This is a genomic window from Flavobacterium cheongpyeongense, assembly GCF_003202435.1.
GTDB lineage: Bacteria > Bacteroidota > Bacteroidia > Flavobacteriales > Flavobacteriaceae > Flavobacterium > Flavobacterium cheongpyeongense.
Genome location: NZ_QJHK01000007.1, coordinates 71,738 through 94,976 on the forward strand (window position 1 = coordinate 71,738; position 23,239 = coordinate 94,976).

The 23,239-nt window shown below is 41.1% G+C and carries 22 protein-coding genes; 7 read left to right on the forward strand and 15 right to left on the reverse strand.

Annotation, left to right across the window (positions count from 1 at the left end; genetic code table 11):
- The 6 genes from traM to DMB65_RS09970 all read left to right on the forward strand — a co-directional run bounded on the left by traM (position 1) and on the right by DMB65_RS09970 (position 6,004).
- Complete coding sequence (gene traM, locus DMB65_RS09945) at positions 1-1,287, forward strand: conjugative transposon protein TraM (RefSeq protein WP_110306498.1); 1,287 nt, start codon at positions 1-3, stop codon at positions 1,285-1,287.
- A gap of 22 nt (positions 1,288-1,309) precedes the next feature.
- Positions 1,310-2,203, forward strand: a complete 894-nt coding sequence (gene traN / locus DMB65_RS09950) for a conjugative transposon protein TraN (RefSeq protein ID WP_110306499.1) — start codon at positions 1,310-1,312, stop codon at positions 2,201-2,203.
- A gap of 19 nt (positions 2,204-2,222) precedes the next feature.
- A complete protein-coding gene (locus DMB65_RS09955) occupies positions 2,223-2,783 on the forward strand; it encodes a conjugal transfer protein TraO (RefSeq protein WP_110306500.1) in 561 nt (186 codons plus the stop codon).
- Positions 2,784-2,794: 11 nt separating this feature from the next.
- A complete protein-coding gene (locus tag DMB65_RS09960; protein WP_110306501.1) occupies positions 2,795-3,223 on the forward strand; it encodes a DUF3872 domain-containing protein in 429 nt (142 codons plus the stop codon).
- A 149-nt stretch (positions 3,224-3,372) separates the two neighbouring features.
- Positions 3,373-4,701, forward strand: a complete 1,329-nt coding sequence (locus DMB65_RS09965; RefSeq protein ID WP_110306502.1) for a DUF6602 domain-containing protein — start codon at positions 3,373-3,375, stop codon at positions 4,699-4,701.
- Between the two features lie 262 nt (positions 4,702-4,963).
- Complete coding sequence (locus tag DMB65_RS09970) at positions 4,964-6,004, forward strand: IS110 family RNA-guided transposase (RefSeq protein ID WP_110306611.1); 1,041 nt, start codon at positions 4,964-4,966, stop codon at positions 6,002-6,004.
- A 199-nt stretch (positions 6,005-6,203) separates the two neighbouring features.
- Here the strand turns inward: DMB65_RS09970 and DMB65_RS09975 are convergent, their stop codons facing one another.
- The 8 genes from DMB65_RS09975 to DMB65_RS10010 form a co-directional block, all read right to left on the reverse strand.
- Positions 6,204-7,739 (reverse strand): SulP family inorganic anion transporter, encoded by a 1,536-nt coding sequence (locus DMB65_RS09975; RefSeq protein WP_110306503.1) that lies wholly within the window; start codon positions 7,737-7,739, stop codon positions 6,204-6,206.
- A 452-nt stretch (positions 7,740-8,191) separates the two neighbouring features.
- Entirely contained in the window at positions 8,192-8,995 is an 804-nt protein-coding gene (locus DMB65_RS09980) for a PRTRC system ThiF family protein (protein ID WP_110306504.1), read from the reverse strand.
- Positions 8,992-9,720, reverse strand: coding sequence for a PRTRC system protein B (locus DMB65_RS09985; protein ID WP_110306505.1), 729 nt, complete (start codon positions 9,718-9,720; stop codon positions 8,992-8,994). Before DMB65_RS09985 ends, DMB65_RS09980 begins: the two co-directional genes overlap by 4 nt.
- Complete coding sequence (locus tag DMB65_RS09990) at positions 9,704-10,888, reverse strand: hypothetical protein (protein ID WP_110306506.1); 1,185 nt, start codon at positions 10,886-10,888, stop codon at positions 9,704-9,706. The genes DMB65_RS09985 and DMB65_RS09990 overlap by 17 nt, the downstream gene beginning before the upstream one ends.
- A gap of 16 nt (positions 10,889-10,904) precedes the next feature.
- Positions 10,905-11,123 carry a PRTRC system protein C gene (locus DMB65_RS09995; protein ID WP_110306507.1) on the reverse strand — a complete coding sequence of 73 codons (219 nt, stop codon included), beginning with the start codon at positions 11,121-11,123 and terminating at the stop codon, positions 10,905-10,907.
- Positions 11,124-11,140: 17 nt separating this feature from the next.
- Positions 11,141-11,803 (reverse strand): PRTRC system protein E, encoded by a 663-nt coding sequence (locus DMB65_RS10000; protein WP_110306508.1) that lies wholly within the window; start codon positions 11,801-11,803, stop codon positions 11,141-11,143.
- A gap of 118 nt (positions 11,804-11,921) precedes the next feature.
- Complete coding sequence (locus tag DMB65_RS10005; RefSeq protein WP_110306509.1) at positions 11,922-12,995, reverse strand: DUF932 domain-containing protein; 1,074 nt, start codon at positions 12,993-12,995, stop codon at positions 11,922-11,924.
- A 46-nt stretch (positions 12,996-13,041) separates the two neighbouring features.
- Positions 13,042-13,437 (reverse strand): single-stranded DNA-binding protein, encoded by a 396-nt coding sequence (locus DMB65_RS10010; protein WP_110306510.1) that lies wholly within the window; start codon positions 13,435-13,437, stop codon positions 13,042-13,044.
- A gap of 613 nt (positions 13,438-14,050) precedes the next feature.
- Here DMB65_RS10010 and DMB65_RS22680 point away from each other — a divergent pair.
- The gene (locus tag DMB65_RS22680) at positions 14,051-14,191 is read left to right on the forward strand and encodes a DUF6965 family protein (protein WP_394336104.1); all 141 of its coding nucleotides are present in this window, start codon (positions 14,051-14,053) and stop codon (positions 14,189-14,191) included.
- Between the two features lie 242 nt (positions 14,192-14,433).
- Here the strand turns inward: DMB65_RS22680 and DMB65_RS10020 are convergent, their stop codons facing one another.
- The 7 genes from DMB65_RS10020 to DMB65_RS10050 form a co-directional block, all read right to left on the reverse strand.
- Complete coding sequence (locus DMB65_RS10020) at positions 14,434-17,016, reverse strand: multicopper oxidase domain-containing protein (RefSeq protein ID WP_110306512.1); 2,583 nt, start codon at positions 17,014-17,016, stop codon at positions 14,434-14,436.
- Positions 17,017-17,020: 4 nt separating this feature from the next.
- Positions 17,021-17,893 carry a DUF2911 domain-containing protein gene (locus DMB65_RS10025; RefSeq protein ID WP_110306513.1) on the reverse strand — a complete coding sequence of 291 codons (873 nt, stop codon included), beginning with the start codon at positions 17,891-17,893 and terminating at the stop codon, positions 17,021-17,023.
- Between the two features lie 31 nt (positions 17,894-17,924).
- Positions 17,925-18,425 carry a DUF305 domain-containing protein gene (locus tag DMB65_RS10030; RefSeq protein ID WP_110306514.1) on the reverse strand — a complete coding sequence of 167 codons (501 nt, stop codon included), beginning with the start codon at positions 18,423-18,425 and terminating at the stop codon, positions 17,925-17,927.
- 89 nt (positions 18,426-18,514) lie between these two features.
- Positions 18,515-21,052, reverse strand: coding sequence for a heavy metal translocating P-type ATPase (locus DMB65_RS10035; RefSeq protein WP_110306515.1), 2,538 nt, complete (start codon positions 21,050-21,052; stop codon positions 18,515-18,517).
- 49 nt (positions 21,053-21,101) lie between these two features.
- Complete coding sequence (locus tag DMB65_RS10040) at positions 21,102-21,572, reverse strand: heme-binding domain-containing protein (RefSeq protein WP_110306516.1); 471 nt, start codon at positions 21,570-21,572, stop codon at positions 21,102-21,104.
- The gene (locus DMB65_RS10045) at positions 21,573-22,277 is read right to left on the reverse strand and encodes a DUF3347 domain-containing protein (RefSeq protein ID WP_110306517.1); all 705 of its coding nucleotides are present in this window, start codon (positions 22,275-22,277) and stop codon (positions 21,573-21,575) included.
- 24 nt (positions 22,278-22,301) lie between these two features.
- Positions 22,302-23,141, reverse strand: a complete 840-nt coding sequence (locus tag DMB65_RS10050; RefSeq protein ID WP_110306518.1) for a DUF3347 domain-containing protein — start codon at positions 23,139-23,141, stop codon at positions 22,302-22,304.
- Positions 23,142-23,239: the final 98 nt, after the last annotated feature.

Genomic DNA, 23,239 nt, shown 5'->3' on the forward strand with positions numbered 1-23,239 from the left:
ATGAAAGACACTAAGAAAAAGGTCAGCCTTCTCTCAGAAGGGACCGGCCAGAGCAGTACCTCGTTTTTGCCTGATGAAAAAAAGACGGCAGTAGAGCGTTTGAAAAAGCCGCTGATTTTTACCCTGATGGGTATTGTCTGCAGCGGCTGTATGTACTTGATCTTTAATCCTTCGACAGATAAAAAGCAGATCAAAAACCCCGGGCTAAACGACAGCGTACCTCAGGCAAGCGAATCGGTACTGCAGGCAGATAAGGAGAAAGCGTATGAGGAGGAAATGCTCGAAGACAAAGAAGAGCAAAAAAAGAACGCGTTAACAACGCTGTCCGATTACTGGCATGAGGATAGCGATCAGCAGAAAGAAGCCTTGCCTGATCAGGCGGAAGAGCCAAACAATCCGGCACTGAACAGCTACCGTAGTGCCCAAAGCACGCTCGGATCTTTTTATCAGCAGGACAACGGAGAAACAAAAGAACTGCGCCGGCAGCTCGAGGAGCTCAAAGAGGAACTCGCACAAAAGGATGTTCCCGCCACTGCTACGGTTGATGATCAGCTGGCACTCATGGAAAAATCCTATCAGATGGCCGCCAAATATCTTCCCTCAGGAGCCAGCCCCATAGAGCCTGCAGGCAAAAATATTGCTACTCCCACTCCTGAATTACAAAAGGAGACTTTTGAAGCTTTGATTCCCGCAAAAAAAAGCAGGGTGTCCTCGCTGTACCGCCAAGCGTCCGACAGCGTTTTTCTGGCGGACTGGGATAAAAACGGAAACCACGGATTTTATACCGCAGGTAAATCAGCAGAGCTGCAACAGCCAAAAAACAGCGTGAAGGCCTGCGTGCACCAGACCCAGACCATTATCGGGGAGGCCGGCGTTTCCCTTCGTTTACTGGAGCCTGCCCGGATTTCAGGCCTAACCGTAGCAACAGGTACAATTGTTACGGCGAATGCCAAGATACAGGCAGGACGACTGCAGCTCAAAGTCACCTCAATCGAACTGGACGGTATTATTATCCCGATGGACATCACCATTTATGATCTGGACGGACAGCAGGGAGTAGCAGTTCCCTATTCTGCTGAAAGGAATGCCCTTACAGAAATGGCGGGCAATATGAGCCAGCAGTCCGGCACGAGCCTTATGATGACACAGTCTACTGGACAGCAGATGGCCGCTGATTTGAGCCGGGGCGTAGTCCAGGGCATCTCGGGCTATTTCTCCAAAAAAGTAAGGACACCCAAAGTGACCCTGAAAGCAGGATATCAGGTCTTGCTGGTGTCTAAAAAATAACAGCAATCCTAAATAAATTATTATGAAAAATCATTTCAAAACATTTTGGGCAACTGCCCTATTAATGGCCTTTTCACTGCCCTTGTCAGCGCAGGAAAACCAAACTGAAAACCTTGATTTCGGAAAGATAGAACCCTACAATATGCAGGTTACCTATGACAAAACTTCGCATCTTATTTTCCCGTCGGCTATCCGATATATAGATCTGGGAAGCGAACACCTGATTGCCTCTAAGGCCGAGGATGCGGAAAACGTATTGCGCGTCAAGTCATCGGTCAAGAATTTTGAAGAAGAAACGAACTTTTCAGTAATTACCGATGACGGCCGTTTTTATAGTTTTACTGTGCAGTACAGCTCCAGCCCGCCCACCCTCAGCTATGACCTTGTCAACCTACAGAAGTCAATGGACAAAGCAAGAGGAAACGATGTACTCTTTGACGAGCTCGGGAAAACCCCGCCCTCACTGGCTGCACTAATTCTGCAAACCATTTACAAAAACAACAAACGAATCGTAAAGCACATTGCATCGCAGAGTTTCGGTGTACAATTCAGCTTAAAGGGAATCTACATCCACAATGGCAGGTATTATTTTCATACGCAGCTTGAAAACCGAACCAATGTCCCTTTCGGCATCGATTTTATGAGCTTTAAGGTGATAGACAAAAAAACAGCCAGACGCACTGCCGCACAACAGATAATGCTGGTAGCGCTTCGCATGTTCAAGCCCCTTACGGAGATTCCAGGAAAAAGCACAGACCAGAATGTGTTCCTATTGGACCAGTTTACCATCGCGGATGATAAGCTGCTGCTTGTTGAGATTTTCGAGAAAAACGGAGGCAGGCACCAGACACTGGAGCTGGAAAATGCAGATCTGGTAAAAGCAAGGCTGATCAATGACATGCACCTGAAATTGTAGCAATCCTAAAATTAGAAAAATGAAAAAATATATCTATGCAGTGATGCTGGTAATGACCGGCATTATTATGACCTACGCACAGCGCATGATCCCGGGACAAAAAGGATTCGAAGTTACTACCGGAACCCTGTCCGGCGATATGCCATGGCGTAATTATTACCTGAACCTGGGCATGACCCTAAATGGAAAAAACGGCAATTACCAATTATGGGCACTGGAATACAGCCACCAGTATTCGAAGTACAAGGCCCTGCGCCTGCCACTGGAAACCTTTACAGCGGAAGGCGGTTACAGTTTTTTCGTGCTGGGCGATGCCCACAGGAATTTTGCCCTGAATGGATCACTTGCTGCCGTTCTGGGTTATGAGAGCATCAACCGCGGTGAAGCCCTGCTTCAGGACGGGGCAAAAATAATAAGTGACGACAATTTCCTTTACGGGGCTGGTGGACGGCTGTCCCTTGAAACCTACCTGTCCGACCATTTTGTCCTGCTGCTGCAGGGACGCATCAAAGCAGTGTGGGGCACTGATCTGCAGCAATTCCGTCCGTCAGCTGGTCTGGGATTAAGGTTTAATTTTTAAAAAACGACAAGATGAAAGCAATTTTTAAAAGAAGCAAAAGAGCGGTACTGGCAGTGCTGATGTGCTCATTTACCTTGCTGTCCTGCGATCAGGATAAAATGGAAATACAGCAGGACTTTCCTTTCGAAGTGAAGGTCATGCCGGTGCCCAAAGAAATTGCCAGGGGCAGTACGGCGGAGATAAGGATCAGCATAGCGCAAAATAACAGCTATACGGGAGCCGGCTATTTTATCCGTTACTTTCAGTTCGACGGGAACGGAACACTGCAGTATTACGATCAGCCGCATTACCTCCCCAATGACCTATACCAGCTGAAATCAAGAGAGTTCAGACTTTATTACACCTCACAGTCTTCCGTCTCGCAGTCCTTTGACGTGTGGATCTCTGATAATTTCGGGAACGAAAAACAGCTGAGTTTTGAGTTTAACAGCTCTGATTAGTGCCTAAAGACTACCAGTGTATATGTAATGACCTGCTAATAATTAGCAGGTCATTTTTTTACAATGTTTTTTTTAGTACTTTAAATATTTAATTTAACTTCATTATTCTGTACATTCAGATCCAGTTAACATAGAAAAACATCAACACTATGGATATAAGTACAATTGCAGATCTCCTTGATGAATTTGTTTCAGCTGAAAGAGAAATTCTCAATAAGCAGGATATTAAACACCCCACTACTATAGGAGCAATGTATGAAGGGCTCACAGAGAGTGTACTGAAAAGATCACTTTTTGAGGGACTGAATCTAAAAGTAATCAAAAACAGCTTTATCACGGGCTGTGCAACGGAATTTGATGTGATGCTGGTTGAAGGCGAAGGTGAGCGAATCCCCTATACTGAACGGTATAAATACAGGCCTGAACAGGTTATTGCAGTTATTCAGGTTAAAAAAAATTTATATTCAAAAGATATAAAAGAAGGTTTCAGCAATTTACAATTTCTTGTAGATAATTATGACCCCGTAACTTCAGAAAATTTTATTGGAAGGCTGTTTAGGGATGCCTTTAAAACGGTCTGCAGGAAAGATATCACATCATATGAATCAGGTGAACTTACAAAACATGAACATTCCGTTTTTACTACTTTAAAAATTGAAGCAGTACTGCCAGTTAGAATAATTTGGGGATATAACGGATTCGCAAACGAATTTAGTTTTAGGGAATCATTTTCCAAATACTTAGAGGCAAATGTCACAACGGACCTGAACAATATCATTCCCGGATTTGGCCCGCATAATTTCCCGAGTCTAATTTTCAGCGGACAGTACTCCATGATAAAGCACAATGGGATGCCTTTTGGAAGTACAATAAAAGACGAAAACTGGTGGCCGTTTTATAGTTCAACCTCCTATAATACCACAAAACTTTTTCTTGAAACAATCTGGACCAGATTATCCTATAAGTTCGAACACCTTCCCATGAAAATATTTGGAGAAGACCTTACAATGGAACCCGTAAACCGGTTTCTGGACTGCAGGCTACAGGGAATTGAAGGCAATTATGGATGGCAGTATAGTTACTTTGAATTGAGTAAGAGTTCTTTAAAACAGCATACAGAAGCACTAATCTGGGAGCCTGCTGAACTGGATATCATACAGCATGCCATTATTGGAGAATTATGCATGAGACAAGAAATTGATCTTGCCGCGGAACAGCAGCTCGAGTTTTTTGTAACACGTAATGGTGCATACAAATCCCTGAATGACTTTTTAGAAAAACTTAAAAGTACCGGGCTCGTATTTGTTGAAGGCGGTAAATTAAAACTGCTTACTGATAATTGCCAGTGCGGGATGCTGCCAAATGGGAAATTTGTAGCCGGGGAAAATAAAAGCGGGCGATTCACAAGGTGGTTTAATAAGGAAATTGCAAAATTACAACAACAAAAAAATGACCCTGCCGATAAACTGCAAAAATAAAAACTGTGAATATGACCCGTTCCGGCGGTCTTCTTTTGCTTCTCCTATGTTTGTATAATATAATCATAGTGAAGAAGGGCGAGAGCAGATTTTGCTTTAAATAGCCTTATGGTATATTCAAGAAAAGAGACTGCCTCCTCTTCTTTAACCTTTTAGAATCTGAACAGAATGTAAGGAATTTGCTCATTATGAGTCTAATAGCCAGTATATCCAGTCAGGAGAAAAGATGAAGGAAGGTTATCACTTACCTAAACCATATAAGATGAAGGTATTATTAAAGCAGACAGTAGGAATTGATGTTGCACAAAATGAATTAGTTGTATCGCTTGGTAGAATGGATGAACAGATCAGCATAGAAGTCTATGGCTACAAAGTATTTCCCAATACTAAAAAAGGTTTTTTAAGTCTTGTATCGTGGGTAAATAAACAGACATCAACTACAACAGAAGTACGGTACGTGATGGAAGCAACAGGAGTTTACCATGAATCCTTAGCCTACTATCTTTACAGTATTCAAAAACAAGTCAGCATCGTTTTGCCAAACAAGATCAGTAATTATGCAAAAACACTTGACATAAAAACCATTACTGACAAGAGCGCTTCACAAGCGATTGCTAGATTTGGTTTGGAAAGGCAATTGGAAGTATGGCAACCTCCTTTAAAAATATTTAATGATTTGAGACAGCTTTGTAGGGAACGTGAGCAGCTTGTACATGAGCGTACAATGTTGAAAAATCAACTGCACGCAGAACGTACTTCTGCAACTTCAAGTGAAAGCTCAGTTAAACGAACTAAAAAAAGAATAGCTCTTATTGATTTGCAGGAAAAGCAGATAAGAGAAGAAATTGCTATCCTTATCAAAGGAGATCAAACTCTAGTAGAAAAGATGAAAATAGTATCTTCAATTCCGGGAATTGGAAATCTGACTGCTGTAACAATTATCGCTGAAACCAACGGATTCGAGTTAATAAAGAATAAAAGACAGTTGGTCAGTTATGCAGGATTAGATGTAAGAGAAAAGACATCTGGAACCTCAGTGAAATCCAAACCTCGAATTTCCAAGCGGGGTAATAGGAATTTAAGAAAGGTAATGCACTTTCCAGCATTAACTGCAATTAGGACTGATGAAAGGTTCAGAGATATTTTCTTAAGAATGGTTTCAAGGCATGGTATCAAAATGAAGGCTATAGTTGCCATCCAAAGAAAACTCCTAGAATTGACTTTTATATTATGGAAAAACAATTCTTATTATAATTCAGAACACCAGCATCAAATCATTCCGTTTCAGGAAGTAGCGATGTAAATAAAGAGAAGCTTAATTCTCTATCGATAATTTGTTTAAGAGGTTGGCTTTAGCTTATAACCCCCGAACCATTTTTGGGTTTATTTAAATCTAATATTTAAACTTAGTTTAAAAGTAAAAGGCTGAAATGCATAAAAAAAACATCGAAAACCATAGAAAAAATCTGATAGCTTTCGATGTAAACTTAAATATACCAATGTTACTTATTAGTCATTACTTTGTAGGTAGGATCTTCGATAATATTCACATCTATAACTGTTTCAGCATTTTTCAGTAACTGTCTGCAATCTTGGCTTAAATGTCGTAAATGTAGTTTTTTACCTTCCTTGTGATACTTCTCCGTAATTTTATTTAAAGCTTCAATAGCAGACATATCAACTACTTTACTTTCCTTAAAATCAATTACAACTTCATTCGGGTCATTTAGTACGTCAAATTTTTCAATAAATGCGGCAGTAGAACCAAAGAACAGCGGTCCAAAAATTTCGTAATGCTTTACACCATCTTCATCTACATACTTTCTTGCACGTATTCGTTTGGCACTTTCCCAGGCAAATACAAGAGCTGAAATAACTACACCTATCAAAACGGCTAAAGCTAAATTGTGTAATAGTACAGTTATAACTGCTACCAGCATACCAATAAAAATGTCGTGTCGAGGCATTTTATTAATAATTCGAAAGCTAACCCACTCAAATGTGCCTATAGCTACCATCATCATCACCCCGACTAATGCCGCCATTGGAATTTGTTCTATTACAGGACCTGCAACCAGAATGATCAATAAGATTGCAATTGAGGCAATTATTGCAGAAAGTCTGGCTCTTCCACCGGCTCCGATATTCACTAAAGTCTGAGCAACCATTGCACATCCACCCATTCCTCCGAAGAAACCGTTGGTGATATTTGCTATGCCCTGTGCGGCAGCCTCACGGTTAGATTGTCCTTTTGTGCTGGTTATTTCATCAACCATATTAAGCGTTAACAGACTTTCAATCAACCCAACACCTGCCATTACTAAGGCGTAGGGGAAAATAATTTTCAGGGTTTCCAGATTAAACGGTATTCCCGGAATATGAAATGATGGCAGTGAACCACCTACTGAAGCTATATCAATTACTTTTTTAGTATCAATACCGAAAAAATATACGATACCGAATACAACAATTATCGCTACTAACGATGCAGGAACCGCCTTTGTAAATTTTGGTAATATAAATACAATTGCTATGGTTAACAACGTCAATCCCGCCATTAAATAGAGGGCAGAACCCTGCATCCAACCTTCTATTCCGTTTTCTACAACTTTAAATTGAGCTACCTGTGCCATAAAAATGATTACTGCAAGACCGTTTAAGAAACCATACATTACCGGTTGTGGGATCAAGCGGACAAATTTACCCAGCTTAAAAATTCCTACTGAAAATTGCAGTAGACCTGCTAATATAACCGCAGCAAAAAGATATTCCACACCATGCGATGCAGCCAATGCAATAAGTACGACTACCGTTGCTCCAGCACCTCCGGAAACCATTCCGGGTCTGCCTCCCAAGATTGCTGTAACAATACCCATTAAAAAGGCTGCATAAAGCCCTGTCAAAGGCGATAGCCCTGCCAGAATAGCAAAGGATAAAGACTCAGGTATCATCGTCATAGCCACTGCAAGACCCGCAAGAATTTCATTTTTGTAATTAATTTTCTGTTTGAAATCAAACAAATTGATAATTTTCTGCATAAAGATTTATGTTTAAAGTTGTAAAATGTAAATAGAAAAGTAGGTACACGAAAGCAAAACCTTCGGATACGACAGAGAAGCCAATAAATTAAAATTGGGAAATATAACAGTTAGCCTAAGATCAAGGCGGAGTAACTTGAGATGATATTTGTACTGTTCTTTTCATTGAGTTATGCAAAAATACATTTTCTAGATATTTTACACAACCTAATGCAAAATAAAACTGGAAAAAGTTGTTTTATAACACAGAATCTTTTCTTTGGCCGCTAATGCAGAAAGAAAAGAAGCCCGCCTAAACGAAAAAAGGGATGCCGAACATCCCTTAAAAAAAACGCGGCGGGTTTGGTAAAATAGCGGGCACTGCATTTTGGCAAAGCCGCTCCACCGTTTTAAATGCAAAAAGACTGTCCCGCCCGAAGGAAGGGAGTGTCTTTTTGCCGCCCGATCTGGGCTTATCCAACCGCAATGGGCTGTGTTCGGAAATCTTTCAAGTTCAGGAAAAATCCCCTGTTTGCTGTCATCCCCTCACGGAACAAATTCCATAAAAGGGAGCATCCCATCTGCGCCAAAGCGGAATTAATATACAAGTCCTGTTTCTCCAGCGCCTCAGCAAGCGAACAGCTTGGGGTGTCGTCCTGCTGTTGGGACTGCTTTAGTACTTCCCCAAATTCCTCGGTCACAAACGGCAGGCGCTCCACCGTTTCAAAAATCCCAGACTTGGGTTGTGGAATCTCCCCGACGGTCGACAAAACAACCTGCCCCGTGTACTGGCTGTTGCCAAAATCCATCCAGTATTTCGGGTCGTCCCTGTGATGCCTCTGATTGCTGTATTTTAAAATATCGGCAATCTCAAAACGGGAGCCTGTGCTGTCCGTGCAGGTGATATAAATCGTTGCCTTTGCATTTGCGGGCAATTTTCCAAAATTGTCCCTTTTGAATTTTATAGTTTCCGCTTTCCAGTTTGTTCCCATAAAACGGTTGGCTCGGTTGACAAGTGCCACGGATTTGTAAAGCCCAACTTCACTCTGCGCAAAACGCTGTCTGCCAAGGTTGGCATTTGTGATAATGTCATCATCCCAAAGGCGGACACACAGCCCTGAATGCCCGAGCGATACGAGGCTGTGGTTCATTTCCATAAGGGCGGTCAGCACTTTTGAGCCTGTCCCGCCCGCCCCTATGAGGTTGACCGTAATGGGATTTGTAGGGCTAATCAGATACGGGTCTGTAAAATGGACTTTGGTCTTTCCTGTTTTCATGACAATAGGTTTTTAAGTGTTTTGTTATTGGTTTTTAAAAGGGCTGTCGGAAAGGGTCTGCCTGACAGGACAAGGTCTTTCCAAAGGCTCACGCAGTTTGCTTTTACGGGACTTATCTCGCCCATTAAATGGCTGAAATAACTGTTGAAAAAATAATCTTCCCACGCTTTTGTAAAGTCTTCCACGCAGGCAGATTCGGTAATGCTGATATTGACCGACCCCATACAGACCCTGCCGTCCTCATAGATATTGAAAAACGGGGCGAAGTACAGCGGTGTTTTTTCGGTGGGTCTTTTATTGCCCGAAAGCGCAAAGACCCGCAGGCTGTTTTTGGTAGCCTGCCAGACCATGGGCGGGACATACGCTGTTTCGCACGGTATGCCCAGCGATTCTATAAAATAAAGGCTTCTTTTTTGGGATTTGGTGTACCATATCACTGCGCCTTTGTCCCTGCTCGGATTGATGTGCAGGATGTTTGTCGGCAGAATCCCGCCCGATTTTAAAAAGGCGGTCTGCTTTTGCTTTTCGGTTACAAGCGCTTTTGCAAGCGCTTCGGCTTCACGCTCCGTGAGCGGGTGGGCATTGATGGGCGTGCCGTTTTTGTCCATATCGAAATGCTCGACGTAAATATCTTTCTGCGCTCCTTGTGATGCATAAAAAACAAGGGCGGATTTCGGGTGGTAGAGTGTCCCCAAATCTTGGGTGATATCAGTTAAAGTGTTCATCTTGTAGTGGTGTGTAGTTATACAATAATTCGCAGAGATCATCCAAAAGGGCAAACAGCCGGCTTTCAAAATCAAGACTGCTTTGGGTCAGTTCCTGCCCGTCAAAGGATTTTATAATGGTAGGCTCATCCATAGAACCGCACTCGTTAAATTCATTGTTGATGCTCTCTTGAATACTTTCATAGAGCCATCCTTTGGTATCGGAAATAAAGGAAATATACTTTTCCATGCCAATGCTCTCGGTTTCCGTGTCTTCATCCTCATCCTCTTCGTGTACGGATGCATTTCGAAAAATGCTCTCATTGGGGTAATCGGTGTATATAGCAAAAGCTTTTTTGCCTATATCCAAACACTGTTTATCAAAGTTATCACGGCTTTTAAAACCGTTAAGCCGTTTTTCAAAAAAGTTCAGGTTCATGGGACTGAAAAACTTTTGTCCCATACAGTCCCCGATAAGTTCTGCCTTGTCAAACTCCCGCACGTACCTCTCGTTTTCTTCCCTGTCCTGTTCCTCTTCCGTCCATTCCCTGTGCATTTCATAGAGCCAGTACAGGTAACTGCCCTGCTCCCTGTAGTTTGGAATGCCTGCAATATGGTACAGATAAGAGCAGACCGAGAGAAGCAGTTGCGTATTTTTTTTGCGCTCAGGGTCTCTGAGCATCTGATAAATCGGATGGGTCGGGATATAATACAGGGTTGTGCCTGTATTGAATTTTTCCTCGCTGACCAGATACGTTTTAAAGCCGTCCTGTAGTACCCTTATTTCCTGAAAATTAATAAAGCTGTTTTTCAGCTTCTGCTCCAAATCCCATACAGCAAGTGCCATATTATAAGGATATTCCAAATGACGGGTCGGCATTGGCGAAACACCGTAATGCCCCGCAAGACGGTCAAGGGAGGCATAAAAATCAGACTGCATTTTTTCAGTTTCCTGACAAGCCCGTGCCTTTTCGCCCTGATAGAGTTTAGGCAGAAAAGAAACCTTTAGAAAACCATCGGTAGCATCTGCGCAGGCACTGAGAGTCGTTTGTCCTTCTGCACCTCTCCCAGGTCTTTGGGTCTTTGCATCGAGTGCATAAACCCGCTGAGCTGTTCGTGAAGCTGTTTTTGTCTTTTTTGCGCAGGCAGTTTTACTGTCCCTGAAATAATTGTCTTTTGCATGATTCATGGCTTTTAAATTTTGGTTATCCTTTTGTCCCCATTACCGTTTCAAATCGGTATTCGACCGCATCGTCCCTGATGGCAGGGGCTGAGATTTTGGCGGTAGTCAAAATCGGATAGGTCGGTGCATAAAAATGCAGTACCGCCTCGGTACTCCATTTGGGTTCGGGGTCGGAAAGCCTGATTTCCTGCCCCTTGTCTTTGAGTATAAAGACCCGCTGTAATTGTGTCGCTAATAACATAACTGTTGTATTTTAAATTAATATCTTTCTTCGGGGTCGTCCTCCCAGTCTTCGATGTCCTGTTTGCCCGTTTCGCGGTCTTCTGTTTCGGGGTCTTCGACTTCATCGGGATAATTTGGAAAAAGTGCCTCTCGGGGCGGTTCGGGTGCTGACTTCTGCGCTGTACTGCCGAAAAGGTCGGGCGCAAATTTTGCCGACAGTTCGGATTTTCGCCTGCGTATCTCCTCCGCCTTAAAGGGGAACTCATGTATTTCAGGCACTTTTATCCATGCCTCACGGAATTTCCCGTCTTTTTCCAGTTCGTCCGCTTTTGCCATGGCATCCGTATACTTTTTGTCTTTGGCTTCGGTTTCTTTTTTTTGGCTGTCGGCTTTTTCCTTCTGCATTGCCGACTGCTTTTTAGTGGCTTCCAACTGTTTCATATAGCCTTCCATATCGACCATCAGACCCGAAGCGGTCTGCATGGGGGTGGTTATGTTTTCAAAAAAACCATGGTCAAGTTCTTCCGCTGTTCCTGTAAGGTTCAGGGGCGGTATGCTGTGCTTGGCGCTGTCGGTACAATTCTCGTTTTGAAGCATGACCTGTACGATAAGCCTGTTCTCTGCGCCCTTAGCTATCGTTATGTGCAAATCACCCGTGACCTGCAACTGCGCTACCTGATTAAAAAAATTAGTGTTCATTGCTGTAAATTTTAAAATGTCTTTTGTTGCATCCTTTCTATATGCAGGGCTATAAGTGCGCTTATATCCCTGTCGTGTTTTAAAGCAGTCGCCCCGTAAGGCGACCGCCTTTAAGGGTCTAGTTAAGGTTAAGGATTTCCGCTCCGCTTTTTTCAAAAGCCGTACATAAATCAAATGCCTTTTGGGCTTTTTCCTGGGCTGTGCCTCCCATGACAATCGACTGCAGTTTGGCCTGCTCGTCTTTATATTTTCGCACATTCTGATAATAGCCCGTCACGGCATTGTAAGCCCCGAAAAGCGTGCCTTTTGTGGTTTCCATCTGCTGTGATTCGCTAGCCATGGCATAGGCAAAAGCATCCTCAACTGTATTTTTAAACACGGTTGAAACCTCCTGCTCTGCCCCTTTTTTGATTAAATCCAACGTTTCCTTATTTGGGCAAAGTGCCAGCTGGATGAGTTTTTTAACCTCGCTATCGGTCACCTTTACTTTTGCCCACTCATTGAAAATGCCTTCCAACTGCTTGGTCAGGATGTCCGCCAGTCCCATGACTTTGTGGGCATCATCAAGGCGCTGTTTCGCCCCTGAGGTGTGGCGGATGCGCACCACGTTGCTCATCGAACGGAGCGAAGCGTTAAGGGTGTTTTGGCATACGATGCGGATAGGGGTAAAAGCCGCTGTGATGCTTCCGCTCCCGTCGTGGGAGGTGGTCAGGAAAATGTACTTTTCGGTAACGTCATCCCCTTTGCCCACACGGATATAATCAGGGAGTTTGGCTGTGATAAAGATGCGTTCCCCCTGCCCGAGCGCGCCCGCTGTTTCGTACAGTATGCCCTCGCCCCCGCCTACAATGGCATCAAAGAAGCTGAACGCTTCACGGTTCTGCACGATATGGTAGTCTTTCCCCACTACCCCCAGTACGGCATTGCTGTCAGTGCGGATAGTGGCAAAGCAGTCAGGCACTGCCAGTTCGGTTTGTGCTGTGACGATACCGTCAGGAGTTTGGATAATGCCCGATGCTTTTGTGTAAAGCGGGCTTTTAGCTACTTCGTAATCAAGCCCTGCGTGTTTGATGGCTTCTGCGCCTGTCGGGTACTGCTCCACAATCTGCCCTAGCCCATGCCATGCTTTTTCCTTTACGCTGAAAAAAGAATAATTTCCTGTTGTACTGTTGTAATTGATATTATGTGCCATGATAAATGATTTTAAAAATTTTTAATTTGTTTTTATTTACTAACCTTTAAAAAGGCAGGTCGTCCTCAGGCTCTTTAACTGTGACCTTTTTGTTTTTGTCTTCCGTTTGGACTCCCTGCGTAGTTTCTGATTTCTTGCCACCTGCATGCAGTTTTATATTGGAGGTGTTGAAGTTTAGTCCTGCTCGTGGTTCTCCGTCACTTCCTGTCCACGCCCTTGCGCTTACCCTTCCTGTTAGTTCCACAACAGTGCCTTTAGTAAGGATACTGGCTACTTTGGGGCTTATCCAATAAGCGCATTCAAAAAAAGTTGTCTGCTCTACTTTGTTGCCATCTTTACTGCGGTAGCTGTCATTGATTGCTACTGAAAAATTCACTACCTGTCTGCTGTTTGACAATGTGCGTACCTCTGCATCTTTTGTCACTCGTCCTGTGATGTTCATGATTTCTAGTTTTTAAAAGATTAATTTTTATTTTATTTTTTTTGAAATTTTATTCGGCAATGAGAGGAGGCGCTGTTTTGTTTCATCACTGCTGTTTTCAATATTTTACTTTTCATTTCTGACATTTTTTTTTATTCGTCTAAAGAGCCGGAGTATGCTATGTTTCGTTTCATGAGCATAAAAAGGTGAGTGTTTAGCAAAAGCAAGGCTTTGATAAAAAATACAACCCGGATGGGTGGAGATTTTTTATCAAACCTGAAAGGCACGGCCTTGCTGGTGCGTTAAGAACACGGAGTTACCTTTGCTCCTGAAATCGGACAACAGCATACAGGTTCTTTGATAAAAAATAAAAGGGAGGCAATTGAGAGACTGTTGATGCAAACATTCTTGTATGAATACAAACAGGCATCTTCCTGCCTGAATTCCAAAAGACGGAACCGCAGGTCCAGGACCGGCAGTAAAAAGAGTTTCTAAAAAACAAAAAAAAAACATGCTGGATAATTCTATGACTGCCACTATAGTTGGACAAAATCCATAGAAAACAAGTGAAAATTCTGCGGTACTAAGAGTCCCCAGGCCTTGACCGGCCTGTAATTTTTGCGTAATTTTGTCCATGACTCCAGATGAAATAAAACGCTACTTTGAAGCCGCTCCGCCACCTCAGGAAGTGGATTGGAAACCATGGGCGAAAATCACAGATTCACACGCAAATATCTTTTGTTATTGGAACAATAAATTGGAGCATCAATCCTGAAGAAATTCTACATTTTTAGATCCATTGATTCTTTAACGAAAATTTAATTTAATGTAAAATTCAGACTCCTGAATACTGCACATAAATATTACGCTTGTATTTCATCGTTTTATAATTTCATAAAAAAACGCTCCAAAAATGGAGCGTTCTTATTTTGATAATGAAATCAAAAGGACATCTATAAATAGAAACACAAAAAAACTATAGCAGCCTATATTTTTTTGCATCTTAATTCAGAATGTTTAATAATTCAGATTTATTCCCATACCAAATCCCATATCGCTGTCATAGTGTGTTGTAGCACTAACATTTCTTTTGATAATATATCGCAGCCCTGCCATATATTCCTTATCGGTATTCCACATCAGGTTCATTCGAAGCCGTTTGGAAACTGGAATATCCATTCTCTCAAATTGCAATCTGAAATTTCCATCGGTAAACACCTCAGCCTGTGCCTTTATAAGCATAGGCAGGGTATACTCGATACCTGCACTAAAAACCGCGCGGTTGTTTTTAGTGTTTGCTTGATTAAAGAGGTTTTTTTCCATTTCTCCATCTTCCATTTCCCTGTACCTCCAGTCGAAACCAATAAAGGGCATCAGCCATTGCATTTTGCCAATGTATCTCCCGATATGGGTTTCAGTTTCATAGCCATGCATGTCATTGTATCCCAATCGCCATTCTGTGCCTATGCTCCATCGTGTATTGCTTAACATGGCCATACCGTCATTTCCGTTGGTGGCAAAATCATTTTCTGTCATAAAATGAAATTTTCTGTCATCAGCAAATAATTTGCGCTGAGCCAGTTTGGGGTCTGGTATTTCCGGATTTGGAGGTGAATTTTCATAACTAAAAACTCTTCCCATTCCACTCATCATGTGATACAGAATATGGCAGTGAAAGAACCAGTCGCCCCCGTCCTCGCTTGCGGCGAATTCAATAGTATCTGTCTCCATGGGCATGATGTCGATAATATTTTTTAACGGGGCATAATCACCATGTCCGTTAATTACCCTAAAATCGTGGCCGTGCAAGTGCATTGGGTGGCGCATCATGGAATTGTTATGCAGGACAATGCGCAAAATTTCTCCCTTTTTGATCAGGATTTTGTCTGATTCCGAAACGACTTTATTATCCAGACTCCAGACATAGCGATTCATATTTCCGGTAAGCTCAAATTTAAGTTCCCTTACAGGAGCATCTTTTGACAATGCCGTATTGGTAGGGGATTTTAGCATGGCATAATTTAATGTGACAATATCTGAAAGAGCGTTGGAATCGTACTTGTTTTCCATATTGTGCATCTCGTGCGATTTGTCTGCAGTACCCTCTTTGGTTTCCGTATTGTTCATCTCCATTGGCATATCTTTGTCAACCCCTTTTTGCGGACCTGTAATTTCTGGGTACATTACGGTATTCATATCCATCTGGTTCAGCGACATCTGCATTCCCATATCATCCAGGTCTCCATTCATCTTCATCATATCGTTCATCATCTGCATGCCTTCAAAGTATTTCAGTTTTGGCAAAGGCGAGATGAGCTGCTTGACACCCTTACCAATATATAGGGAAGTCGATTTTGTCCGGTCTTCCGGTGTGGCCAAAAATTCATAGGATGTGTTTTCTGCCGGAATGGTCAGTATCACGTCATAGGTTTCAGAGACTGCAATGAGCAGACGGTCTACCTCAACAGGCTCAACGTCATTGCCATCACTGGCCACTACTGTAATTTTACCTCCGGCATAGGTAAGCCAGAAATTACTGGAAGCCCCTCCGTTAGACACGCGTAATCTTACTTTATCACCTGCTTTGAACTGCGAAAGCTGGCTCTCATTTTTCCCATTGATTAAGAACTTCTCATAATAGACATCACTTACATCCATTGCGGTCATACGTTTCCATTCGTTGATGACCTTGGTTTTGAAATAACCTTGTTTTATGGCTTCACCATAGCTTTGGGTCGTGCCCTTTTTTATTGCAAACCAATCTGAGGCATTGTGCAACAGCCTATGGACATTCTCCGGATCGATGTCGGTCCATTCGCTCAGTACAATGGGAACTGTCGGAAGATCATCTATGCCTTCCCTGAAATTTGGATCAGAGTTTCTTTTGTTCATCACAAAAGATCCGTACATCCCGATTTGTTCCTGCAATCCTGAATGGCTGTGATACCAGTGTGTGCCATGCTGTCTGATAGGAAAGGAATATTTATAGGTACTGTGTGGTTTTATTGGCATTTGGGTAAGATTAGGTACACCATCTTCCTTATTGGGTAAAAATAAACCATGCCAGTGTAAAGAGGTTTCCTCATCAAGCTGGTTATGGACATAAATCTCTGCGGTATCACCTTCAGTAAATGTTAATGTAGGCATCGGTATCTGTCCATTCACTGCTATTGCCCTTTTTGATTTTCCTGAAAAATTCACTACTGTATCGCGAACATATAAATCGTACCTGACTACTTTTGGCGGCTCGTCTTTTACCATCCTTTTTTTTACAGGAGGATTCACTGCTGCCTTTTCCATGTTTTTCATATCATGTCCCTTATCGGGATCGGGTTTATCTGCAGTGGAAGATTTGCCTTTTTCCATTGTTTCCTTTTTAATAGTAGCTCCGGCCTTAGGTTTTGTAGCTGCTTTGGACTGACTTGGCTTTGACTTTTCTTTTACTAATGCCATGCCGCATTTTGGACATTTTCCGGGTTTTGGTGCGTGGATCTCGGGATGCATCACACAGGTATAAAAAGTCTGTGGTGAATTAACCTGAGCTTTGGCAATGATATTTATAAAAAAAAGAAAAACTATAATTGATAATTTGCTTTTCATGACTTTAATTTTTTAATATTATTTCCCAATCCGCTATTCTTTTCTTTAATATCTCGATTGTACTCTTCTTTTTTCCCTTTTCGGCCAGCGCAAGTGCTTTTTTGGCGGCTTCGATCGCAGTGGTATAATCTTTTAATTCTGAAGCTATTTTCTGTCTCAAATTTGGATAATAGAAATTTTCAGGATCAATTTTTTCTGCTTCTGAAAGCCATATTATTGCCTGTTTATAATCTCTATTGGTACTGTAATAATAGTTAGCGGCCTGAAATAACAAAGTGGCATCCCTGCTTTTTCCTTTTATTACATGTTGGTCTATCAATGCTAATATACTCTCGTCCTCCTTACTCTTTATTGGTATTTTGACCATTGTATTTTCCCAAATTATTTTTAGAAATGCTTCTCCTTTGCTATTGATGTCATTTAATTCAACTGTAAATGTTTCATAAAAGCTGGGACTCTTTTCTAGAGGGACCTTGAAACGCATCACATCTTTTTTTTCATCATATCCAGTTTCCCCATGTAAAGTAGTATCTGTATTAACAATTAAAGTCCACTCGTTTATTGAAGGAATGGAAAATAGGGAATAGCTTCCTGCTTTCAATACATTGTTAGCAAATGAAATATCTTCGGAGGTTGTTATAACCGTACAATCACTTGCACCAGTGCGCCAAAGTTTATCAAAAGGCACCAGCTCACCAAATATTTTCCTTCCTCTTACCAATGGCCTGCTGTATGCCACTTTTATTTTCGCGCTGCCTATTTCCTGCTCAAAGGATGCTGCAGGGCTGGCTGAGGTTAGTTTAATTTGTACTTTGTCTTGTGCTGACAGTAATACAGACTGCAAAAGCAGAAAGCTTATCAGTATTCTTTTTTTCATTTATTTATATTTTATAATGATTTCTTAATTTTTATTGCGCTTTATCTAATTCATTAAGTTTAGCTTTTATTTGGTCAATTTCCGCCTGCTGGCTGGTAATAATGTTCTGAATCAATTCTTTTATTTCAGGATCAGTTACTGATGCCTCTTCTGCCATTAATATTGCTGCAGCATGGTGAGGTATCATTGATTTCAAAAATTGTTTATCTCCTACAGCAGTTTGCTGCCGGATACCCGTAAAAAAGGCAATCAATAAAATCAAGCCTGAAGCCAATAGGATATAATTTAATTTTTTGTTCTTATACATCCCACCCATAATTACAATTTCAATAATAAGCATAGGCATAGTCATCAATCCGGCCATATACAGTTGGTTGACATTAGGTATTACATTGGCAAAAACATCTACCATTGCATACATAAGCGCATACATCGCACCAAATGATAATACTATCATCAGTGCTAATTTCTTGTACATCACACTTTCTTCTGTTTTATGTTGATGTTTCTGTGCTGCATGTTTCATTTCCATATTTATTTGATTTTAGTTGATTAGATGCTCATTATATCAGTCCAGATCAGTTTCAACCTATAAACTGTTTGTATTTAATTAACATGCTTCTAAAGCTTCAGACTTCGCAATCTCAAAGCGTTTACAATTACCGATACGGAACTGAAAGACATTGCCAAAGCAGCGATCATAGGCGATAATAATATTCCAAAAAACGGATATAAAACTCCAGCTGCAATTGGTACGCCAAGCACGTTATAGAAAAAAGCAAAAAATAGATTTTGTTTGATATTTCTCATAACTGCATGACTTAGGTTTTTAGCTTTTACAATACCTTGTAAATCACCTTTGACCAAAGTTATTTTAGCACTCTCTATAGCGACGTCGGTTCCGGTTCCCATTGCAATTCCAATATTGGCCTGTGCCAATGCCGGAGCATCATTTATACCATCACCAGCCATCGCTACAATTTTTCCTTCGGCCTGCAAGCGTTTAATTTCATTTAATTTATCTTCCGGTAAAAAACCAGCCTTGTACGATGACAGGCCTAATTCATCGGCAACTGCTTTGGCCGTATTGATATTGTCACCCGTAATCATGATGACTTCCACACCCTGTCTCATTAATTCTTTTATTGCATCTTTGCTGGACGTTTTGATAGCATCTGTAATTGTCACAAATCCTGTCCCAATTCCATCAACGGCTATGTATGAAACTGTTTTTCCTAGTTTTTGTTCAGCACTAATTTCATTTTCTAAATCATCTGAAATCTTTGCCTGTACATGCTCCATCAGTTTTTTGTTGCCTAATGCCACTTTTTTACCGGTGACTGTTCCGGTAACTCCTTTTCCTGTAACGGCTTCAAAATCGTTTACCCCGATTAAAGAAATTGATTTTCCTTTGGCATAATTCACTACAGCTTGCGCTAAGGGATGCTCGCTGTATTGATTCAGCGAAGCTATGGCCTGTAGCAAATCAACTTCGTTGTTATTGGCTGCATAAATTTTTTCTACTGATGGTTTCCCTTCCGTAATCGTTCCTGTTTTATCGGTAATTAAAACGTTTACCTTATTCATGTGCTCCAGAGCTTCGGCATTTTTTATCAAAACCCCTGATTGCGCACCTTTTCCAACCCCGACCATTACTGACATAGGTGTTGCCAATCCTAAAGCACAAGGACACGCGATAATCAATACCGCAATGGCATTTATAAAACCATAGACCAATGCCGGTTCGGGTCCAAATTTTGCCCAGACTAAAAACGTAATTATCGATATAATCACAACAATTGGCACAAAGTATTTGGCTATGCTGTCAGCTAATTTTTGAATAGGTGCTCTAGAGCGTGAAGCGTCGCTGACCATTTGTACTATTTGGGAAAGCAATGTCTCAGAACCTACTTTTTCTGCAATCATCACAAATGACTTGTTGCCATTAATTGTCCCGGCAATTACATTATCGTCTTTCTTTTTGTCAACAGGAATTGGCTCACCTGTAATCATGGCTTCATCGATACTGCTTTCTCCGTCGGTTATTTTTCCGTCAACGGGAATTTTATCTCCAGGTTTTACCCGAAGTAAATCGCCTTCTTTGATGTCATGGATTGAGATTACTTTGTCTCCTCCGTCTATTACCAATGTGGCCTCAGTTGGCGCTAGTTTCAGCAGTTCTTTTATGGCGCTGCTAGTTTGGCTGTGCGCCCGGGCCTCCAATAATTGTCCCAACAAAACTAAAGTAAGGATAACGGTAGTAGCCTCAAAATAAAGAAGGACTGTGCCGTGGTCTGTTTTGAATTCACTTGGGAAAATGTCAGGAAAAAACATACCGACTAAACTAAATAAAAATGCTACTCCCGTGCCAATTCCGATAAGGGTAAACATATTGAGATTCCAGGTAATGATTGATTTCCATGCTCGTACAAAAAATATCCAACAGGCATAAAAAACAACCGGAAGAGATAAAATAAGCTGTACCCAATTCCATTTAGCGGCATCCATTAACCCGAGTAAAGGATTGTTGTGTGCCATTTCTATCATGGCAATAACGAAAATGGGTACCGTAAACAGTACTGCTATTTTCATTTTCTTTACCAAATCCTTATATGTCTTTTGATCTTCGCTTTCGCTTGGTTCCATAGCCACCAAATCCATCCCGCAAATAGGACATGAACCTGGAGTTTCACTGATTACTTCTGGATGCATCGGGCAGGTATATAAAGTTTTGCTGAGTGTTAGTTCAGGTGCCTTCACCAGATCCATTCCACACACAGGGCAATCCCCTGCGTTGTCATATACCTTATCGCCTTCACAATGCATTGGACAATAAAACTTTCCCTGTGCATTTTTTGGTATCCCGGTCTCATTTTTATGATCCCCCGAATGCATGGAGCAGCATGACTTTGCAGAGGCTTCACTAGTTGCCGCTTGCTCTGTTATCTTACCGTTATTCATTTCTATGGTGTATTTCCCAACTGCTGTCAATGCTTCCTGCAGCCGCACTTCTGGAATGTGCTTTTCCATAGTAATCGTTGCCACTGGAGGCTGTAATGTTACAATAGCCTGAACACCGTCAATGGCATTTAATGCTTTTTCGACTTTAGAGCGACAGCCATCGCAAGTCATACCGGTAATGCTGTAAGTATGTATCATATTTATTTCTTTAGTAAAATAGTATTATATGAATTATTTTTTTTTCTTTTCAATAATCGGCCGCGAGACTATCCGTTGTTTTCTCGATCCATTTAATAACTTGCTGCTTTTTATTATCCGATAGGATTGCATTTCGATGAATGAATGTATAAGAAGCCAATGGCATCTCATCAGACTTAATTTGTTTTACAATTCTGTCTAGCTTATTTTTTTGCTTGCGATTTCCATAATCTCCCCACTGGTCGAAATTCAAATTTTCTTTGCCTTCTTTGATATGGCCTTCCATAAAATAACGAGCAGGTTGAAGGTACGAATAAATAGGGTAATTCGTATTATTGCTGTGACAGTCATAACACGAAGTTCTAAGGATAGTTTCTATAGGTTTTGGAACATGATAAACCTTGGTAAAATTTACAGTTTTAGCCTGCTCATAACTTTCGTTGCGGGCAGGCTGATATAACTGTATCAGCAAAAAAACGAGTAATCCGATAAGAACTGATTTTTTGGCTGTACTTTTCATCTACAGTGTTTTTTTTACAGAACCGCAAGTAAGCATATCAGAACCATAATATGGATTTTTGATCTCTTTGATTTCACTGATCCAGATAGCACCCTTTCCTTCGTCAGCCATCGGACAATAATCCTGATATAACGTTTGACTAGTTTTGAATGTTTTTAGCAAATCGTTAATGTCATTGCTTAACATTACAAAATGCTCCCTTTGGTGTGCAATTTTACCTGCATTGGCGCCAATATGTTCAGCATGCTCTTTAGCGTCATCAGCAATGTCCAGATATTCTTTTTTCAATTTTACATCCATGGATCCCGGATCGATTGTATTGAAAGCTGCATATAATTTTTTACCTGCCTTGGATGCCAGATTAGCATCATCTTTTGTCAACGCATTCTTTAAAGCCAAATAATCCACCACAATAGCATCAATTGAAAATCCTGATTTAGCCGTTTTAGTGCCTGCTTTAGCTGTTAAAGAATCTTTATCGGTTTGAGTTGCTGCTGCTGGTTTTACCGGTTCTGTTAGTTCCATTCCGCATTTAGAACATTTTTCACCTTTTTTTCCTGTTACTTCAGGATGCATAGAACATGCGTATGATTGTGATGCTGTTTCTTTAGGCTCTGGAGTATTGCTTACTGCTTCTTTATTTTTTTGATTACAAGACACTAGTAGTAATGCAGCTGCTGCTGTAGAGAGAATGATATTTTTCATGTTTTTTATTTTTTGTTTAAAATATTATTTTTTTATGGTTTCAACCGTCTTGCCACATGTCATCATTTGAGTGCCGTAGTAAGGGTTTTTAACTGAATTCTGTTTGCTTAACCAATTGGCATCTTGCATTGGGCAATATTGATAGTAAATCGGTTGCGCTGGTTTTGAAGCTTTTATCAATTCGTACATGTTTTTAGACAATGATTTAAAAGATTCCCTTTGCTTTTTAATATCTTGGGTTTCAGAAATACTCTTGGAATCTGCTGATAAACCCTTCAACACTTTCATCCAGACCATATGCTCGTCCATTTGCAAGGTTTCCATTTTAACAGAAGAAATAACCGTCGCTAATTCTTTTGCGCCTGCAGCGGCGGATTTAACGTCTGTATTGACCAAAGCATCTTTGAGTATAAAATAAGAATCATATACAGACTGTAATTGATTCGTTTCCTGATTCTGGACCATACCGGCATGATTATCTGCTACCATCTTAGATTTAGGTTCTTGTTTAATTACTGTTTTTGCTTCTCTTTTATATTGACAGCATTCCAGCAATTTAGAGTACGCCATATCAGGGGCAAGAAAGTACTGATTGTCATACCCGGCCAATGCAACACGTTTTAGAATCTCATCAGTATTTGTCTTTTGGGCATCATAAGTAATGACAGCCATTTTAGTGTCTTTATCCCATTCGACATTGGCCACATCTCTTATATTTCCAGCCTTTTTAATAGTAGCTTTGCACATTTCACAATTCCCAAATATTTTTACTGTTTCAGTAGTTGGGTTTTTAATTTGTGCGCTGAATCCAGCGATTGATAACAATAGAGTTATTGCCATCATCAATTTTTTTAATGAATACATTTTGTGTGTTTTTAAATGAAATCGGTTATCAAATGAACAAAACAGCAAACTAGTAGAAAGCAGCAGCGATCGTCATTATATGAACCGAAAAAAAATGA

Bases quoted from the DNA above. Each gene is read 5' to 3' on its own strand.
- DMB65_RS09985 (WP_110306505.1), bottom strand. From the start codon at position 9,720: ATGAACACTTTAACTGATATCACCCAAGATTTGGGGACACTCTACCAC.
- DMB65_RS10050 (WP_110306518.1), bottom strand. From the start codon at position 23,141: ATGTATTCATTAAAAAAATTGATGATGGCAATAACTCTATTGTTATCA.
- DMB65_RS10040 (WP_110306516.1), bottom strand. From the start codon at position 21,572: ATGAAAAGTACAGCCAAAAAATCAGTTCTTATCGGATTACTCGTTTTT.
- DMB65_RS10010 (WP_110306510.1), bottom strand. From the start codon at position 13,437: ATGAACATCACAGGACGAGTGACAAAAGATGCAGAGGTACGCACATTG.
- DMB65_RS10005 (WP_110306509.1), bottom strand. From the start codon at position 12,995: ATGGCACATAATATCAATTACAACAGTACAACAGGAAATTATTCTTTT.
- DMB65_RS09965 (WP_110306502.1), top strand. From the start codon at position 3,373: ATGGATATAAGTACAATTGCAGATCTCCTTGATGAATTTGTTTCAGCT.
- DMB65_RS09980 (WP_110306504.1), bottom strand. From the start codon at position 8,995: ATGAAAACAGGAAAGACCAAAGTCCATTTTACAGACCCGTATCTGATT.
- DMB65_RS22680 (WP_394336104.1), top strand. From the start codon at position 14,051: ATGACTCCAGATGAAATAAAACGCTACTTTGAAGCCGCTCCGCCACCT.
- DMB65_RS10025 (WP_110306513.1), bottom strand. From the start codon at position 17,893: ATGAAAAAAAGAATACTGATAAGCTTTCTGCTTTTGCAGTCTGTATTA.
- DMB65_RS09995 (WP_110306507.1), bottom strand. From the start codon at position 11,123: ATGTTATTAGCGACACAATTACAGCGGGTCTTTATACTCAAAGACAAG.
- DMB65_RS10045 (WP_110306517.1), bottom strand. From the start codon at position 22,277: ATGAAAAATATCATTCTCTCTACAGCAGCAGCTGCATTACTACTAGTG.
- DMB65_RS09955 (WP_110306500.1), top strand. From the start codon at position 2,223: ATGAAAAAATATATCTATGCAGTGATGCTGGTAATGACCGGCATTATT.
- DMB65_RS10030 (WP_110306514.1), bottom strand. From the start codon at position 18,425: ATGGAAATGAAACATGCAGCACAGAAACATCAACATAAAACAGAAGAA.
- DMB65_RS09975 (WP_110306503.1), bottom strand. From the start codon at position 7,739: ATGCAGAAAATTATCAATTTGTTTGATTTCAAACAGAAAATTAATTAC.
- DMB65_RS09960 (WP_110306501.1), top strand. From the start codon at position 2,795: ATGAAAGCAATTTTTAAAAGAAGCAAAAGAGCGGTACTGGCAGTGCTG.
- traN (WP_110306499.1), top strand. From the start codon at position 1,310: ATGAAAAATCATTTCAAAACATTTTGGGCAACTGCCCTATTAATGGCC.
- DMB65_RS10020 (WP_110306512.1), bottom strand. From the start codon at position 17,016: ATGAAAAGCAAATTATCAATTATAGTTTTTCTTTTTTTTATAAATATC.
- DMB65_RS10035 (WP_110306515.1), bottom strand. From the start codon at position 21,052: ATGATACATACTTACAGCATTACCGGTATGACTTGCGATGGCTGTCGC.
- DMB65_RS10000 (WP_110306508.1), bottom strand. From the start codon at position 11,803: ATGAACACTAATTTTTTTAATCAGGTAGCGCAGTTGCAGGTCACGGGT.
- DMB65_RS09990 (WP_110306506.1), bottom strand. From the start codon at position 10,888: ATGAATCATGCAAAAGACAATTATTTCAGGGACAGTAAAACTGCCTGC.
- traM (WP_110306498.1), top strand. From the start codon at position 1: ATGAAAGACACTAAGAAAAAGGTCAGCCTTCTCTCAGAAGGGACCGGC.
- DMB65_RS09970 (WP_110306611.1), top strand. From the start codon at position 4,964: ATGAAGGTATTATTAAAGCAGACAGTAGGAATTGATGTTGCACAAAAT.